Raw genomic sequence first — 13,791 nt, 5'->3', positions numbered from 1 at the left:
AGCGTAACCGATCTTTTAACAAGTGGTTCGGGGTTATTAGGTTTAGTTGGTGGATTTGTCTTGCTAGGACTTGCGTTTAAATTTGTACCAAGAATCGTTTCTGTTATTCGTTCATCTTTCGGCAGCAGCCGATAAAAAAATAATAAAAATTGGCAGCCCTAATTAAAAAGAGATAGAAAGAACCTATCTCTTTTTAATAAATATAAAAGGTGTGGTTTTTAATATGATTAAAAGATGTTTAATACTCATTGTTGTTTTTTTATTAATGCCAACAATAAACGCACTAGCAACAACGATACATTATGCTGGTTATGTTGGTACAGGTACAAGCGGAAGTACCCCCGGTTATTTTTTGGCTAGTCAAACGGATTTAAATGATTTTTGGGTTGCGTTAACGGTGGGGGGTGCTTCCGGTGAAGTTGTATGGTACTCATATTCTAGCGGTGGTTCAGCCGTTGAATTAGGTAGGAACTCAACACCAGCAAATAATATAAAAGCCCCTAGCGGAGCAAATGCTTTTAAATTATTTTCAACAAGCAGCGGGGAAGTGTATGCAATAAAAGGAGATACAACAAACACAAACGCTATAAATGTTATTTTCCAGACACCAGCTCAAACAGGAACAGGAGATATTTTTACTAGTCCAGGATGGCAGGAGCATATGGGAAAATTAAATCAGATTTTAAACGCTATCCCCACGCCCCCGAATTGGGAAATGGTTGCTGGAACCTTTAGGGATATTATAGCGCCCAGGATAAAGACCGACTTACAACAAGTTTTAGGTAGCACACAAACCCCGGCAACGTTTAATTCTCCTGATACACCGACAGCCCCGGCAACGCCAGGGGATTTAGGAGGGTTAAACAATAGGGGAATAACATCCCCAACAGGAGGGAACGCCCCAGGTTTAGGAGACTCCGGATTTTCTAGTGGAGATATAAAAAACAATGCTCCTATTATTACAGAAAGAGCAGACCCGAACACCGGGGGGTTTACAATCAATAACCCTATTTTATCTTTACCAAGTCAAGATGAATTCAGAACAAATATCCCAACAAATCCGGATATAGAAGGGATAACAGAACCGACACTAGGACAAGAACCGACATACCAGGAACCAACATATTCGGAACCTAGTTTTCAAGAACCAACATACCAGGAACCAACATATTCGGAACCTAGTTTTCAAGAACCAACATATTCGGAACCTAAAATCAATTATGAAACAGCCCCAACACCAACAACAGAAGGGGGAACAACGGAACCATTAACAGGAGATTTTAATTCTTTTCCTATTCCGTCAACAGATACAAGCACAGCCCCGATACCTGGAAACTAATAAAATAAAATTTTAAGGTGATTATATGAAAAAAGGTTTTATATTCTTAATGGTATTAATAACGCTTTTTAACCCTTTTCAAAAAGTTTTCGCTAATACTAATGAAAATGTTTTTTTAAATAAGGCATTGCAAGAAGTGTATTATCAAAACGGAAATATCTATTCTATGAATGGTGGAAGAATAACAGATGGGGATATGGGTACTACTGCCGCTATACCAGAGGGGGGTTATGTTTTAATACCGTTAAATGGAAAATTTAATTTAGAACAAATAGTTATGAGAACAAACTCACCGCACTCAGGGATAACTTTAATATTTTATAGAGATTCAAATTACACAGAGGAAATAACAAGATTAACAGGAGCGGAAAACACAGGATTATATCCTACAGTAACCTATGATTTTGATGTAGAAAATGTAAAGAGTGTAAAGGTTGTTTCTGCTGGAACTTACAGCGTATTCGAAATAGAGGGTTATGGGTACGAAGTGGAAAACATACCGGATAACGTATTTAATTTAAATTATTCAAAGAAATCCGAATCAATTTTTTTCGAATGGGAAAATCCAACAGATTCAACGGGAACTATTATTTACCGGGACGAAGAATTAATAGCAACCCTGGCAGCAACAGAAACAAGTTTTGAAGATACCGGGTTAACACCGGAAACAACATATAATTATAAGTTTGTCTCTATTTATCCGAATGGTTCGGAATCTACAGGAATAACGCAAACATTAACGACAGAGCCACCACCACCACCAAAACCAGACGTGAACAATTTAATCCATGAAAAAAACTATAATTCCATCAATTTTATATGGAATAATCCAACACATGAATTATTTTCCGGTGTGGAGATTTACCGGGACGAAGAATTAATAGCAACCCTGGCAGCAACAGAAACAAGTTTTGAAGATACCGGACTAGCACCGGAAACGACATACAATTATAAGTTTGTCTCTATCTATTCGGACGGTTCCAAAGGGGTAGGAATAACCCTGGAAACAACAACCGAAAAAGAACCGGAACCCGTTCTAATTAGTGAAGGGTATTCAACAGATTCAGCCGGGGATTATGTTTTTAAGTGGTCAAGCCCAACAGATGGACAAGTAAAAATATTAATTGATGGGGAAGAATGGAAAACAGTTGATGCTAGTTTGTTACAGGTGACCATTCCAAAAGAAGAGATCAAAACCGATGCACTAGGGACGCCGCTTGTGAGTTTGATTCCGATTTCTCCATACGGAAAAGAAGGGGAAATAGTAACAACGAACAACGACAATGTGAAAATCCCTTTCGGGGTTACAGACTTATTGAAAACAGGGATGGGAATCTTTTATTTAATATCTGGATTCTTTCTTTTAGCTTTAGCTTTCCTATTATTCCCTAGATTAAAAAAATTATTGTTTACTAGTTTTGGAAAAAACAAAGAAAAAGAACCATTAAACGGTGTCGATAGTAGGCGATTCAAATCCGATGAACCGAAAGAAGAAGGCAAAGAAAGAGCCTATTCGGAAGCCCTTCCGAAAGAAAAAACCGAAAAAGAAGAGATAGAAAAAAAGGATTCTGTCTGGCAACCGAGAGAAAAGGAAAGAGTTTTAAAAATGGCTGCAAGAAATTTAAGAGAACCGAGACCCGAAAGAGAAACGAGAATAAGAGAACACAGACCAGGAAGGGAGCCAAGACCAGGAAGGGAGCAAAGACCGGGAAGGAGATAAACAAATGGACGGAACCATTTTACAAGGAATAATAGATATTGTTTTCAAAGGAAATATAGTATTGCTTTCCCCCTTCATCTTTCTTTTAATGGTTATTTTATTTTCTGATAAGTTGATAGAACTTATCGGGAACGCTTTCGGGAATGGTTCTGGAAGCAACAGAAGGAACCGTTATTAATGGGAGTGATTGGGGAAGCTTTCGGGAAGCTGTTTGACTTTTTAGCGAGTATTTTTTCATCCTTGTTCGGGTTTTTAGGGGATGTTTTCGGAACGTTATTTTCTGTCATATGGGATGCAATAGTATGGATTGGGGGGTTATTAAAAACCCTTCTCCAGAGTCTGTTAGATGTTCTGATTGGGTTTTTCCAGGTGATCTATGCCTTAATTGATGGGATTCTATATTTAATTTATATGATCGGAGTATTAGCCGTTAAATTATTTCTTGTCATTTTCGAAACAGGTAAGATTTTATGGGCTTTTATTGTGGGGTTAGGAAATACATTATCGTCTTTGCAGTACACACCGAGATCAAGCCCTGGAAACGGATATTCCGACATACTAGGAAGATTATTTACAAATTTAGAAGTGTTGGAAATCAATACATTTGCCTATATTTTATTGTTTTTGGTTTGGGTGATTACAGCCGTTGCAGCAATAAAATTAATTTCAAGTATAAAGGGTGGAGGTTGATCGGTGGACATAAAAGGAGTTATTCGTGGTTTTTTTGACAAGATTTTCGAACCGCCCATTTCATTTTTAGAACTAGCAATAGACAAGCTGCAAGAGGTGCAGCTTGTCACCGCCCAGGGGTTAAATATTGGAAGTTATTTTTCAGTGTTCGGAGATTTGCCGGAAGCCTGGCAAATGGTTGTTTCATCGGTTTTATTATCAACTGTACTATTAGGAACGTTATTAATATTTAGATCAATAATGAGAATGTATTTTGCTGTTAAAGAGGGGGTTAAATGGTGGTAGATGCTTTGATTTACATGTATTTTGTGGGATTTGGAACAGCAGCAGGAGTTGCAACCGTTGTTTTTATCTCCTTGCAGGTTTGGCAGCGTATGAAAAATAAAAAAAGAAAGGGACTAAAAAATGGGGTTATTTAGCAGGCGAAACAATGAAGATAATCTTTACAACATGGAAACAGCCGACATTTTAATTGTATTCGATGACGAGAACAAAACAAGCGATATAAACAGGGTAACATCCATAACAGCCGAAGCCGTTATAGTTGCCGGGTTTTATAAAGTGCCTATAGAAGATTGTGAGATCACCACCGGAAAAGAGGGGAGAAATTTCTTTTACCGAGCGCCCACTCAATCAATAAAAGAAACCGAACGACTAGCGCACTTAGAGCAAAGTATGGTTTTATCTCAAATCACATCTTATAAGCCCCCTATCCCACCGGCAGCGATGGACTGGACAAAAGGGTTATTATTTGGACTTGTCTTTATTGCATTTATTGTTATTGCATTGACATAAAAGGAGGGTAAAAAATGATAATCAAAGAAGCTGAAACAATGCCCAAAATAAAAGTTATGTGTTTGCTTTATGAGTTAAAAGGAATGGTTAAAACGATATCAGATGTTGCTGAATATGACGAACAATATAGCAATCCCATTGTAGATAACCTAGAAGAGAAAATAAAAGAAATTATAAGCGAAATAGAAAAATAGTGTGCTGCTCAGAAGCGTTCAGACGAAATTAAATCTATTTTCACGGGAGGTTGCCCACTAAATGCAAAAGAAATCCGAATCTGGAAACGGGGAAAAGTTACAATCAGTTATTTCAGACGATTTATTTCCTCAAATGCATCATATATCAGATGTCAAACAAGTGATCGAAGAGATGAAAAGCAATGCCCAAAATTTACGAGAACCACAAATAAAAGCGTTACTTTTATTAAAGTCAATGAGTGAAAACAAATACTTACATGGCGATAAAAACCCTTATAAAAAACTTATTGACTTTGTTATGGAAGGAAAGATTCACGTCGCAAGCCCGGATTACTACTTAGATACAATCGAAGCCTTAATACCAAAACCGCCTAAGCCTGTTATCCTGGCAGAAAAGGGGATAAAAAAGTAATGGCACATCATTTCTTTGTACAAGGCCCATTAGGAGCCGGGAAAACGTTCTTGATGTCTTTGTTGGCCCATCACTGGAAAGACCGCACAGAACTCAAAGGGGGGAGTGTGGAGCTGTTTTCTAATTATGGTTTGCGTGACAGTTTCCCCTTGACTCATTACACAGATTGGTACAAAGTAGCCGAAGCCCAGGGTAGTATCGTTTGTTGGGATGAGGCGCAAATGGCATTTAGCAATCGCAAGTGGAGCAAATACGGTGCAACCCTAGCAACCGAGGTTTTAATGTTTACTAGGAAAATGCAATCAGTGCAAATCTATTGCAGCCCGTCTATTAAAAATGTAGATTCCAGGATTCGGGATATTGTCGAAGTGTTGGTCAATGTTCGAAAGATCGGGGACAAAGGTTTCTCTTTGCATTTTACAGACTATCAAACAGGGGAATTTATGCACAAACAATTTATCCCAATGTTCAAAGCAAAAAAGGTTTTTAAATTGGGGTTATATGATTCTTTTAACATGGTTCAAAATTTCCCTTTACCGGGAACAGAAAAACAGGGACAAGAGTTTTTTGAAAGGTTAGAAGAAATCCACAATAGAGCAAGGGGGAAAATAACTGTATGACATTAGATGACTTTACTTTAATTCCAAAAGACTATAAAAAGAAAGATCCTAGACCACTTTTATATTTATATCCTAATTCATTGAATGTTGTTGCTTGTGCTAAGAAAATGCAGGAATTTAGCTTTTATCAAACATTAGAAGTTGCTGAAGATTTAGCCAAAAGACAAGGGTTTATTTTATTACCTTGGGAGTGTATGCACTGGCAGCGCGCTAAAAATTTAGGAGTAGAAAGAAAAATAAAAATAGGGAGAAAAGCTTTTTTTCTAATGAAATTGAATGAACTAACGAAAACAGAAAAAAGGAAACTAGAAATGTATTTAAGTGAATTAAATAACGCTATGTAAACGAAAGGATTCTCTTAAAGGGTTTAAAAAGAAAATCCTTCATTGTTCAGAAGGCTTACCTTCATTGTTCAGAAGGCTTAGAAAGTAGTGCGGTTTTATCAATAACCCAGGTTTTTCCTACTTGTTTTGACTTGATTTTACCTTGTCGGCATAACAGTTTTACGTGATCTTGCGATAATTCGAGAATTTCGGAAGCTATGAATTTAAGTAAAGAAGAATTAGAAGTAATTAAAAATGACTGATAGAGAACGAAGGGAGATTGTTTGAAAGTGGAATTGACCTTAAACAAAGCAGAAACAGCCGTTTTAATCTTGCATATGTCCATAATGAGAAGCAGCGTTAAAAAGGGGTTTAAAAAAACATATGAAAAAGCACAAGCGAAAGAACTATTAAAAAGTTTTGACGATGTTTTAAATATGTTTAAAAGTGCCGAAATAATAGAAAATGAACACCTAGATCAAGAAACGACTTTTATTTTCACCTCGAAAGAACTAGACATTCTTTTATCTTTTGTCAGTTGGTATAAAAAAGAACTAGAAACAATGTTTTCGGATGTTGGGGAATCAACCCAAGAGAACAAAGAGCAGCTAAAAACATTAGGAGAAATCAAAAGAAAACTAGAATTATTAGAAGTGATTGAACATGTATAAAATTTTTATTTTATTTTCTTCTCTCTTATTCTTGTTTATTGGCGATTCAGTGAAAGCTAGTAACCTAGCAGAATATAAAAAACAAGAACAGCAAATAAACGAGCAAAGAGAGCAAATAAAACAAGAATTGAGCGAGGTTGACGAACGAAACAAAAAAATCAAACTAACAATGAAAGATAATGAATTAGCTGCATACCAGGAAGCCTATAAAAAAGCGATTGAATATATAGAAACCCCGATAACAAGACAACAATATATTTTTTCTTCTTTTACCCCGGTTTCATTATCACCAGGAGAATTAGCACCAAGGGAATATATACACTATTACAAGGCAGCCGGGGAAAAATACGGGATTGATTGGTTTGTTCTAGCTGCTATTCACAAAATCGAAACCGACTTTTCAAGAATAGGCTTAAAATCAATGGTTTCTACAGCTGGTGCAATCGGTCATATGCAATTTATGCCCGCCACGTTTGCAGCCTACGGGGTAGACGGGGACGGGGACGGCGTTATAAGCCCCTGGAGCCTTCCTGATGCTATTTTCTCAGCTGCTAACTATCTTTCTATTAGTGGGTATTCAAAAGACGTTAGAAAGGCAATTTGGCACTATAATCACGCTGAATGGTATATAGACAAAGTATTAGCAACGGCAGCCGGAATAAAGGGAGCCTTCCGAGAATGAAAGCATTAAAAAAATTAAAAAGAAAAGTACAAAAGAAAATATATGCTTATATGTTAGGGGGATATATAGCCGGGGTTATTACGGCAGAGATCAAGCCCCTTTTTCTTTCTTTTTTTGAGAACATTAAAAATATATTTGTCGGGTGGTGGTTTTAAAAATGAGTATCAATAAAATTAGAAGTTTCTTGTATTCCCTGGCGAAGTATTTAGGGGATATAAACGCAATACGAAAAGGACCGAAGGCAATAGGGAAGAGAATCATTAGGAGACAAGTTGGAAAGCAAACCCAAAAAGGAATGAATAAGCTATTTAAATAAACTCTATCAAAAACGACCGTTTTTGAAAAGAAAATTAAGCTATTAAAAAAACGGGGAAAAACCCGTTTTTTTATTTGTCAAAAATATTTTTAAAATCTTATTATCATTAGTTGACTACAAACGCCGTTTTTGATAAGATTTATTTATAAAGTTAAATATTGGTTAGTTTGTTAAAAACATCTATCAATAGATGCTGCCGAATGGACGAAGAAATAAGGCAGACAACCAAATTTAATTATTATTTGGAGGGTGAAAAAACATGAAATTGGTTCAAATAGCTGATAGTGGTTACACTCATGAATTTGAAGTGGAAAGTGATAAAACTATTACTATTCATGTATCTGGTGAAAGAAGATCGGCATTAAGAAAATTAAAAAATGCTTTTCCAGGTGTTGAAATTGTTACTTTTGATGAAATGGAAGATTGATAAAAAAAGCGAAATAAGGGAGATTGTGAAATGAAGAAAAAAGAGGTGAGTTGGTTTAGTGGCGGAGTAAGCAGTTTTATTGCTGCATACTTACGAAAAGACACCATAGACGAGATATTTTATATCCACATCAATGACCAACATCCAGATACATTAAGATTTTTACGTGATTGTGAGAAGGCGTTAGGAAAGGAAATCACAATTATTCAAAGTGATAAATTCAAATGGGTAGAAGAAGTGATTCGAAAAACCCGTTATGTCAATGGACCAACCGGCGCGAGATGCACTATGGAACTAAAAAAGAAGGTTAGGCAAGAGTGGGAGAAAGAACAAGAGGGTGAAATGGTTTATGTCTGGGGATATGACAGTTCCGAAAAACACCGAGCAGATAGACTAGAAAAAGCAATGCCTGAATATGAGCATGTATTTCCTTTGATTGATGCTGACCTAACCAAAGAAGAAGTTCATGGAATGCTATTAAAGTTAGGTATTGAACGTCCTGCCATGTATGAAATGGGCTACAGAAATAATAATTGCATCGGCTGTGTAAAAGGTGGCATGGGTTACTGGAACAAGATACGGGGGGACTTCCCAGAAGTATTTGCGGAACGGGCAAAAATAGAACGTGAAATAGGTCGTTCTTGTATAAAAGACGTCTTCCTAGACGAGCTAGAACCAGACAGGGGAAGGATTGAGGATGAAGTCATGGAAGAGTGCGGAATAATGTGTGAAATAGCTTATGAACAGGTAAATTCTTAATTCGTAGTTCGAACGTGGTGTAAATTAGACCAAAATTGCGAAATAAGAAAGGGTGCTTTAAGTGGCATTAGATTATAACGAAGTAGTTAAGTTTATGAAGGATTTTGAAGTCGATTTATTCAACAGATTTGGCGAACTGATAATTGATGAACCTACAAATACCTATACAAGTATAAAAAAATGTAAAGATATTGAAGAAGTAGAATTACGAGTGGTTTATTCTCTGTGTCGCCCTATTGGTAAGGGTTTAGAGCAAAAAGACGCGAACCGATTACTTCGTAAGTTTAACAAATACTTCAACGTTAATCTAACACGTAGTGATTTGAGATTGATGTATGGCGAATTGTGCTATGAAAGAAAATTAGATGAATTTAAGGACTTCATAAAACGAGGTTTCCCCATTAACGAATTGAAAGAGGTTACTGCGTAGTCCGATTAAACTTTCTACATTGTACTTAAAGGAGGTTTTGAAAAATGGATCATATTTGGAACGGTTTGAAACAGTGGGAAAGTATCTGGAAAGAACATTTAGAGGACGAAAAAAACGGACTAGATCACGAATGCAAACAGCAAAACATCGAATTGTTAAAAAATCAGCTAAAATCCATTGAAAAAGCTATTAAAGAGATAGGGAAATGGGTTTAATGACAGGGTGATTTTCGTCACCGTTACCGATTGGAAATTATATTACAATGGAGTTTGATAAAAATGATCATTGGTTATGCAAGAGTCTCAACCCAGGAACAAAACTTACAAATGCAGCTCGATGCTTTACAGGAATTTGGTTGCTTTGAAATTTTCGAAGAAAAAATAACAAGTAGCAAAAAGAATAGACCTGCATTGGATGAGATGTTAAAAATGGTTCGAGAAGGTGACCGGGTAGTTGTTTATAAACTAGACCGAATAAGCCGCAGCACAAAACATTTAATCGAATTAAGCGAACTTTTCGAAGAAAAGGGGGTTGAGTTTGTATCCATTAAAGATAATATAGACACTTCAAACCCGATGGGCAAATTTTTCTTCCGAATGATGGCTAGTTTAGCAGAATTGGAACGGGATATTATCAGAGAGCGCACCAGGTCAGGATTGGAAAGCGCAAGAAAGAGAGGGAGAAAAGGGGGTAGACCTAGAAAAAGCGAAAAACAAATTGAAACAGCTTTAAAAATGTATGAGTCGAAAGATTACTCAATCAGTGAGATTGTAAACGCAACAAAAGTAAGTCAAGCTACTTTGTACAGACGTATCAATGAAAAAAAAGAATAAGCGAATGGAGGTTTTTGGTTTTGTATTTAGAAAGGGTTAATTCTAAAGGGAGACAATATTTATACTTAAAATGTTATCAAACTAGGGAATATTACTCAAATAATAAAATAACAGTCTATTCTTTTGGGAGAATAGACACGGCACTTAAAAAAATGTATTCCTGGAAAAAAGATTTTTCGTATTTTCCGAAAGAATTAAAAAATGCAGGTTGCAAAAAAGAAGATCTGGAAAGTTGGATTGAAACCCTTGAAACAGGTGTACATAAAAAAACGGGAAGAAAATTCAAAGTCGAACACTTATTGGCAGCCCTTATTAATTTAAATTTCTCAACAATAACAACGATTATTATTAAAGTAAAAATGACCTTTATTTAAAAAACGGAAAAGAAAAAAAGTTGGCAGCCCTTTTCCTTTCCCTGCATACATACAATCTATTGTTAGTATAAATTTTTTTCATCCTGTATGCAAGGAAAGGAATCCGCCAAAAAATAACAAAAGTTGCTACAGGAGGAAAAAAATATGTCACTTGTAAGAACAAATAAACAGGAAAATCCTTTCGTCCAGATAGACAAATATTTCTTTGAAGATAAAAACCTTTCTTGGGCAGCAAAAGGGGTTCTAGGTTATATTCTTTCAAAACCTAATAACTGGCAGGTCAGAAAAGAGGATTTAATAAGGCGCTCAGGAGATGGAAAAGCAAGAGTAGAAGCAGCCCTTTTAAATTTAATGGCTAACGGTTATATAAACTGGTACCAAGAAGTTAACTATGATGGGACTTTTGGAGAATGGATTTATGAGGTTTTCGAAAGACCGGAATTTAATCCAAAGAAAGATCATTTCATAGAAGAAGGAAAAAAAAGAATCGCAGCTAAAAAAGCAAAAACGAAGGAACGAAACGCAAAAAGGGACGAAGAAAAAGAACCGAAAGTTAATAATCAGCTTTCGGAGTCACCGAAAGCTGATTATCCGACGTCGGATAATCCGACGTCGGATAATCAGCCCTATAATAATAATGATCTTAATAATAATGATTTTAATAATAATGATTTAGAAGAAGAAGAAGAAAGAGAACATCAAATTTCTGAATTACTTTATTTCTACACAAAAAACATTTCCGCAATAGGGAAAGACCTGGTAGCCAACAAATTAAAAGAATGGTTGGAAATATTGCCTTATGAAGTTGTAAAAGCGGAATTATATAATTGTGCATTGTATGGAGCGAAATCATGGAACTACATACAAGCTGCTTTGAATGATTCTAATAACCAAAAAATTAAAACTGTTGAAGAATTAGAGGGAAAATATAAAAGGTTCACTAGCAGAAAAAGAAGCACTAAAAGACAAAAGAAAAAACCGTCTGTAAGGAAAGAAAAACTTCCTGAATGGTTTCCCGAAACAGGTTATGAACAAAAAATAGAGCAACAAACGGAATTTACTCAGGACGAACTAGAACAGTTAAAAAACGAGTTAGCCTCTTTTAACAATTAAGGGGGTTTAGAGCGTTTAATTTCTTAATCAATATAAAAGGTCGTTTTCTATAAAAAAAGCCGCCAGAAGTCAATTGTGGGATTCTCAGAACGTTTTAAAAGGGGAATCAAATATATAGTTGTATGAAGTCGCTATTAAACGATTTTTTAATAGTTTAGTTGAGTATGAGAAAAATTTTATGGGTAAAAGGGAACATTCCGAGTAATTCGGATAGTTGCGAGCACAGGAGGAAAGACTTGTAAATGGAAAAGTTGGAAAATAAAGGGGTTAGAAAAAATAAAATAACGTGCTATTTTTAAATATAAGTATATATTTATTTATGCACGTAAAAGGCAAAGGCTATGAAATTTTCGGAAGCTTATATTTTGCTGCTTTCTACCCATTTTTTTGGGTTAAGCTTTTCAAAAAAGTTTCACATTTTGGGAGTTTTGGCATATAAGGAAAAGTTTTGGCATAACAGGAAATATAATCCTTTGCTATATTCGAAATAAGAAAATTAAATAAAATAAGTTGCAGCCCTTAAAATATTTAGCGATATTTTAAGGGGTTATATGGTACTGGCATACCATGCAACCGGTTTCCCACTGCAATCTATAAAATTATACTCTATTTAGAGTTATTTGAATAGGTTGTATTCAGTGAAGAGGGAAAAGGGTTTTTGTTATGTCTTGAGTTACCCAAGATATAACAAAAACCCTTTTTTTGTGTTAAGGGGTGAAATTATGGAGCCGGAAACAGAAACAGAAACGACTGAGCAGCCCACTGAACAAGGAACGGAAGAAACAACAAGTGACCCAGAAATGAATGAACCGATAGTAGTTGTTCCCGTAGAAATCAGAGAAATAACAAGAACAGAAAACGACATGGGAAAAATCAATATCATCCATGAAATAACATTAGGGGATTTGATTGTATCGACTTTTCTTTTTGCTATCTTAATTTTCATGTTCCTTGAAAGAGTAATAAGGAGGGGTTAAAAATGTATGAAATTATTGACGAAACAACAAAAAACATAGTCACTATTTACATTATATTTTTAGCCGCTTGTTTAGTTACTTATCCCCTTATCAGGTTAATTGTAACCGCAGCAGGTGCATTGAAATGGAAATAGGCGGATTAATGGCTTATGCTTTCGCTGCATTTTTAGGAAACCCGGATATTATGGGGGGTTTGCTCACATGGTCGGTTATTGTAACCCTGACATTAACAATGCTTGAAATATTAAAAGATACAAAGTTATGAAAGGGGAGAGCATTAAATTATGAATTTATCCTCAGTTTGGGATTGGGATTTTTTCTGGAATACTTTCGGATTTATTTTAAAAACCGTTGCTTCTTTTTTAATGATTATCGTTGCAATTATAGCCGTAGGGATGCTTTTATCTGTCGTTATTAGAGCAGTTAAAAACACCAGGGATTAAATGCAATGGAAAATCCCTATAACCTAGAGTTTTATACCAATGAAAATATGAACACATTCTGGCAGTTTGTCGAAATGTTGTTAAAAACAGCAGCCCCAGGGGTTTTAATATGGTTTGCATTAATTGGGGTGGGACTGTTATTAAGAATCATTGTTAAGTCGTTCAAGGATGGAAATAAAAACAACGATGATGATGATGATATTGAAATCAAAAGATATTAAATAGCGGTAATAAATGACACTTTGTCATTATTATAAAAAATTATAAAACTAACTTTCCAGGAGGGAATTTTAAAATGGCGATTGATTTCACAGGTGTATCACTACCGTTTAGCGTAACCGATCTTTTAACAAGTGGTTCGGGGTTATTAGGTTTAGTTGGTGGATTTGTCTTGCTAGGACTTGCATTTAAATTTGTACCAAGAATCATTTCTGTTATTCGTTCATCTTTCGGCAGTAGCCGATAAAACAATAAATAAATAAATACCAGGAGGAATAAAAAAACATGGAACCGTTAGTAGATTTCACAGGTGTATCACTACCGTTCAGCGTAACCGATCTTTTAACAAGTGGTTCGGGGTTATTAGGTTTAGTTGGTGGATTTGTCTTGCTAGGACTTGCGTTTAAATTTGTACCAAGAATCGTTTCTGTTATTCGTTCATCTTTCGGCAGCA

26 protein-coding genes are annotated in these 13,791 nt (G+C 35.6%); all 26 read left to right on the top strand.

Annotation, left to right across the window (positions count from 1 at the left end):
- Positions 1-223: 223 nt before the first annotated feature.
- The 26 genes from GNT69_RS25070 (at position 224) to GNT69_RS24950 (ending at position 13,584) form a co-directional block, all read left to right on the top strand.
- The gene (locus GNT69_RS25070; RefSeq protein ID WP_203557709.1) at positions 224-1,339 is read left to right on the top strand and encodes a hypothetical protein; all 1,116 of its coding nucleotides are present in this window, start codon (positions 224-226) and stop codon (positions 1,337-1,339) included.
- A 25-nt stretch (positions 1,340-1,364) separates the two neighbouring features.
- Positions 1,365-3,059, top strand: a complete 1,695-nt coding sequence (locus tag GNT69_RS25065) for a fibronectin type III domain-containing protein (protein ID WP_203557708.1) — start codon at positions 1,365-1,367, stop codon at positions 3,057-3,059.
- 177 nt (positions 3,060-3,236) lie between these two features.
- Complete coding sequence (locus GNT69_RS25060; RefSeq protein ID WP_239094465.1) at positions 3,237-3,749, top strand: hypothetical protein; 513 nt, start codon at positions 3,237-3,239, stop codon at positions 3,747-3,749.
- 3 nt (positions 3,750-3,752) lie between these two features.
- Positions 3,753-4,034: a hypothetical protein gene (locus tag GNT69_RS25055; RefSeq protein ID WP_203557707.1), complete on the top strand. Its 282-nt coding sequence runs from the start codon at positions 3,753-3,755 to the stop codon at positions 4,032-4,034.
- The gene (locus GNT69_RS25050; protein ID WP_203557706.1) at positions 4,025-4,168 is read left to right on the top strand and encodes a hypothetical protein; all 144 of its coding nucleotides are present in this window, start codon (positions 4,025-4,027) and stop codon (positions 4,166-4,168) included. The genes GNT69_RS25055 and GNT69_RS25050 overlap by 10 nt, the downstream gene beginning before the upstream one ends.
- Complete coding sequence (locus GNT69_RS25045) at positions 4,155-4,544, top strand: hypothetical protein (protein WP_203557705.1); 390 nt, start codon at positions 4,155-4,157, stop codon at positions 4,542-4,544. Before GNT69_RS25050 ends, GNT69_RS25045 begins: the two co-directional genes overlap by 14 nt.
- Before the next feature lie 14 nt (positions 4,545-4,558).
- Positions 4,559-4,738: a hypothetical protein gene (locus tag GNT69_RS25040; RefSeq protein ID WP_203557704.1), complete on the top strand. Its 180-nt coding sequence runs from the start codon at positions 4,559-4,561 to the stop codon at positions 4,736-4,738.
- A 61-nt stretch (positions 4,739-4,799) separates the two neighbouring features.
- Positions 4,800-5,150 carry a hypothetical protein gene (locus GNT69_RS25035; protein ID WP_203557703.1) on the top strand — a complete coding sequence of 117 codons (351 nt, stop codon included), beginning with the start codon at positions 4,800-4,802 and terminating at the stop codon, positions 5,148-5,150.
- A complete protein-coding gene (locus GNT69_RS25030) occupies positions 5,150-5,770 on the top strand; it encodes a DEAD/DEAH box helicase family protein (protein WP_203557702.1) in 621 nt (206 codons plus the stop codon). Before GNT69_RS25035 ends, GNT69_RS25030 begins: the two co-directional genes overlap by 1 nt.
- Positions 5,767-6,114: a hypothetical protein gene (locus GNT69_RS25025; protein ID WP_203557701.1), complete on the top strand. Its 348-nt coding sequence runs from the start codon at positions 5,767-5,769 to the stop codon at positions 6,112-6,114. Before GNT69_RS25030 ends, GNT69_RS25025 begins: the two co-directional genes overlap by 4 nt.
- Positions 6,115-6,383: 269 nt before the next feature.
- Positions 6,384-6,764 (top strand): hypothetical protein, encoded by a 381-nt coding sequence (locus GNT69_RS25020; protein ID WP_203557700.1) that lies wholly within the window; start codon positions 6,384-6,386, stop codon positions 6,762-6,764.
- Positions 6,757-7,446, top strand: coding sequence for a lytic transglycosylase domain-containing protein (locus GNT69_RS25015; RefSeq protein ID WP_203557699.1), 690 nt, complete (start codon positions 6,757-6,759; stop codon positions 7,444-7,446). The genes GNT69_RS25020 and GNT69_RS25015 overlap by 8 nt, the downstream gene beginning before the upstream one ends.
- Complete coding sequence (locus GNT69_RS25010; RefSeq protein ID WP_203557698.1) at positions 7,443-7,601, top strand: hypothetical protein; 159 nt, start codon at positions 7,443-7,445, stop codon at positions 7,599-7,601. Before GNT69_RS25015 ends, GNT69_RS25010 begins: the two co-directional genes overlap by 4 nt.
- A gap of 420 nt (positions 7,602-8,021) precedes the next feature.
- The gene (locus tag GNT69_RS25005) at positions 8,022-8,189 is read left to right on the top strand and encodes a hypothetical protein (RefSeq protein ID WP_203557697.1); all 168 of its coding nucleotides are present in this window, start codon (positions 8,022-8,024) and stop codon (positions 8,187-8,189) included.
- A gap of 30 nt (positions 8,190-8,219) precedes the next feature.
- Entirely contained in the window at positions 8,220-8,948 is a 729-nt protein-coding gene (locus GNT69_RS25000; RefSeq protein WP_203557696.1) for a phosphoadenosine phosphosulfate reductase domain-containing protein, read from the top strand.
- A gap of 61 nt (positions 8,949-9,009) precedes the next feature.
- Complete coding sequence (locus GNT69_RS24995) at positions 9,010-9,378, top strand: hypothetical protein (RefSeq protein WP_203557695.1); 369 nt, start codon at positions 9,010-9,012, stop codon at positions 9,376-9,378.
- Positions 9,379-9,422: 44 nt separating this feature from the next.
- Complete coding sequence (locus GNT69_RS24990; protein ID WP_203557694.1) at positions 9,423-9,593, top strand: DUF5320 domain-containing protein; 171 nt, start codon at positions 9,423-9,425, stop codon at positions 9,591-9,593.
- A gap of 63 nt (positions 9,594-9,656) precedes the next feature.
- Complete coding sequence (locus tag GNT69_RS24985; RefSeq protein WP_203557693.1) at positions 9,657-10,211, top strand: recombinase family protein; 555 nt, start codon at positions 9,657-9,659, stop codon at positions 10,209-10,211.
- A gap of 20 nt (positions 10,212-10,231) precedes the next feature.
- Positions 10,232-10,585, top strand: a complete 354-nt coding sequence (locus GNT69_RS24980; RefSeq protein ID WP_203557692.1) for a hypothetical protein — start codon at positions 10,232-10,234, stop codon at positions 10,583-10,585.
- Positions 10,586-10,729: 144 nt separating this feature from the next.
- Positions 10,730-11,698 (top strand): DnaD domain protein, encoded by a 969-nt coding sequence (locus GNT69_RS24975; RefSeq protein ID WP_203557691.1) that lies wholly within the window; start codon positions 10,730-10,732, stop codon positions 11,696-11,698.
- Positions 11,699-12,420: 722 nt separating this feature from the next.
- Positions 12,421-12,675, top strand: coding sequence for a hypothetical protein (locus GNT69_RS24970; RefSeq protein WP_203557711.1), 255 nt, complete (start codon positions 12,421-12,423; stop codon positions 12,673-12,675).
- Positions 12,676-12,677: 2 nt separating this feature from the next.
- Positions 12,678-12,809 carry a hypothetical protein gene (locus tag GNT69_RS25965; RefSeq protein ID WP_275411289.1) on the top strand — a complete coding sequence of 44 codons (132 nt, stop codon included), beginning with the start codon at positions 12,678-12,680 and terminating at the stop codon, positions 12,807-12,809.
- On the top strand, positions 12,800-12,940 hold the full coding sequence (locus GNT69_RS24965) for a hypothetical protein (RefSeq protein ID WP_203557690.1): 141 nt from the start codon (positions 12,800-12,802) through the stop codon (positions 12,938-12,940). The genes GNT69_RS25965 and GNT69_RS24965 overlap by 10 nt, the downstream gene beginning before the upstream one ends.
- A gap of 19 nt (positions 12,941-12,959) precedes the next feature.
- On the top strand, positions 12,960-13,118 hold the full coding sequence (locus tag GNT69_RS24960; protein WP_203557689.1) for a PTS ascorbate transporter subunit IIC: 159 nt from the start codon (positions 12,960-12,962) through the stop codon (positions 13,116-13,118).
- A 5-nt stretch (positions 13,119-13,123) separates the two neighbouring features.
- Positions 13,124-13,339 (top strand): hypothetical protein, encoded by a 216-nt coding sequence (locus GNT69_RS24955; RefSeq protein WP_203557688.1) that lies wholly within the window; start codon positions 13,124-13,126, stop codon positions 13,337-13,339.
- A 74-nt stretch (positions 13,340-13,413) separates the two neighbouring features.
- Complete coding sequence (locus GNT69_RS24950) at positions 13,414-13,584, top strand: hypothetical protein (RefSeq protein WP_203557687.1); 171 nt, start codon at positions 13,414-13,416, stop codon at positions 13,582-13,584.
- The last annotated feature ends 207 nt before the right edge of the window (positions 13,585-13,791 follow it).

The sequence above is a fragment of the Bacillus sp. B15-48 genome, assembly GCF_016879755.1.
Classification (GTDB): domain Bacteria; phylum Bacillota; class Bacilli; order Bacillales; family Cytobacillaceae; genus Mesobacillus_B.
The sequence above is the reverse complement of the archived record's forward strand: the minus strand, read 5'-3'. Positions and strand labels throughout refer to the sequence as shown.

Coding starts and splice junctions, on each gene's coding strand:
- GNT69_RS25070 (WP_203557709.1), top strand. CDS start 224: ATGATTAAAAGATGTTTAATACTCATTGTTGTTTTTTTATTAATGCCA.
- GNT69_RS25065 (WP_203557708.1), top strand. CDS start 1,365: ATGAAAAAAGGTTTTATATTCTTAATGGTATTAATAACGCTTTTTAAC.
- GNT69_RS25060 (WP_239094465.1), top strand. CDS start 3,237: ATGGGAGTGATTGGGGAAGCTTTCGGGAAGCTGTTTGACTTTTTAGCG.
- GNT69_RS25050 (WP_203557706.1), top strand. CDS start 4,025: ATGGTGGTAGATGCTTTGATTTACATGTATTTTGTGGGATTTGGAACA.
- GNT69_RS25045 (WP_203557705.1), top strand. CDS start 4,155: ATGGGGTTATTTAGCAGGCGAAACAATGAAGATAATCTTTACAACATG.
- GNT69_RS25040 (WP_203557704.1), top strand. CDS start 4,559: ATGATAATCAAAGAAGCTGAAACAATGCCCAAAATAAAAGTTATGTGT.
- GNT69_RS25035 (WP_203557703.1), top strand. CDS start 4,800: ATGCAAAAGAAATCCGAATCTGGAAACGGGGAAAAGTTACAATCAGTT.
- GNT69_RS25030 (WP_203557702.1), top strand. CDS start 5,150: ATGGCACATCATTTCTTTGTACAAGGCCCATTAGGAGCCGGGAAAACG.
- GNT69_RS25025 (WP_203557701.1), top strand. CDS start 5,767: ATGACATTAGATGACTTTACTTTAATTCCAAAAGACTATAAAAAGAAA.
- GNT69_RS25015 (WP_203557699.1), top strand. CDS start 6,757: ATGTATAAAATTTTTATTTTATTTTCTTCTCTCTTATTCTTGTTTATT.
- GNT69_RS25010 (WP_203557698.1), top strand. CDS start 7,443: ATGAAAGCATTAAAAAAATTAAAAAGAAAAGTACAAAAGAAAATATAT.
- GNT69_RS25005 (WP_203557697.1), top strand. CDS start 8,022: ATGAAATTGGTTCAAATAGCTGATAGTGGTTACACTCATGAATTTGAA.
- GNT69_RS25000 (WP_203557696.1), top strand. CDS start 8,220: ATGAAGAAAAAAGAGGTGAGTTGGTTTAGTGGCGGAGTAAGCAGTTTT.
- GNT69_RS24990 (WP_203557694.1), top strand. CDS start 9,423: ATGGATCATATTTGGAACGGTTTGAAACAGTGGGAAAGTATCTGGAAA.
- GNT69_RS24985 (WP_203557693.1), top strand. CDS start 9,657: ATGATCATTGGTTATGCAAGAGTCTCAACCCAGGAACAAAACTTACAA.
- GNT69_RS24975 (WP_203557691.1), top strand. CDS start 10,730: ATGTCACTTGTAAGAACAAATAAACAGGAAAATCCTTTCGTCCAGATA.
- GNT69_RS24970 (WP_203557711.1), top strand. CDS start 12,421: ATGGAGCCGGAAACAGAAACAGAAACGACTGAGCAGCCCACTGAACAA.
- GNT69_RS25965 (WP_275411289.1), top strand. CDS start 12,678: ATGTATGAAATTATTGACGAAACAACAAAAAACATAGTCACTATTTAC.
- GNT69_RS24965 (WP_203557690.1), top strand. CDS start 12,800: ATGGAAATAGGCGGATTAATGGCTTATGCTTTCGCTGCATTTTTAGGA.
- GNT69_RS24960 (WP_203557689.1), top strand. CDS start 12,960: ATGAATTTATCCTCAGTTTGGGATTGGGATTTTTTCTGGAATACTTTC.
- GNT69_RS24955 (WP_203557688.1), top strand. CDS start 13,124: ATGGAAAATCCCTATAACCTAGAGTTTTATACCAATGAAAATATGAAC.
- GNT69_RS24950 (WP_203557687.1), top strand. CDS start 13,414: ATGGCGATTGATTTCACAGGTGTATCACTACCGTTTAGCGTAACCGAT.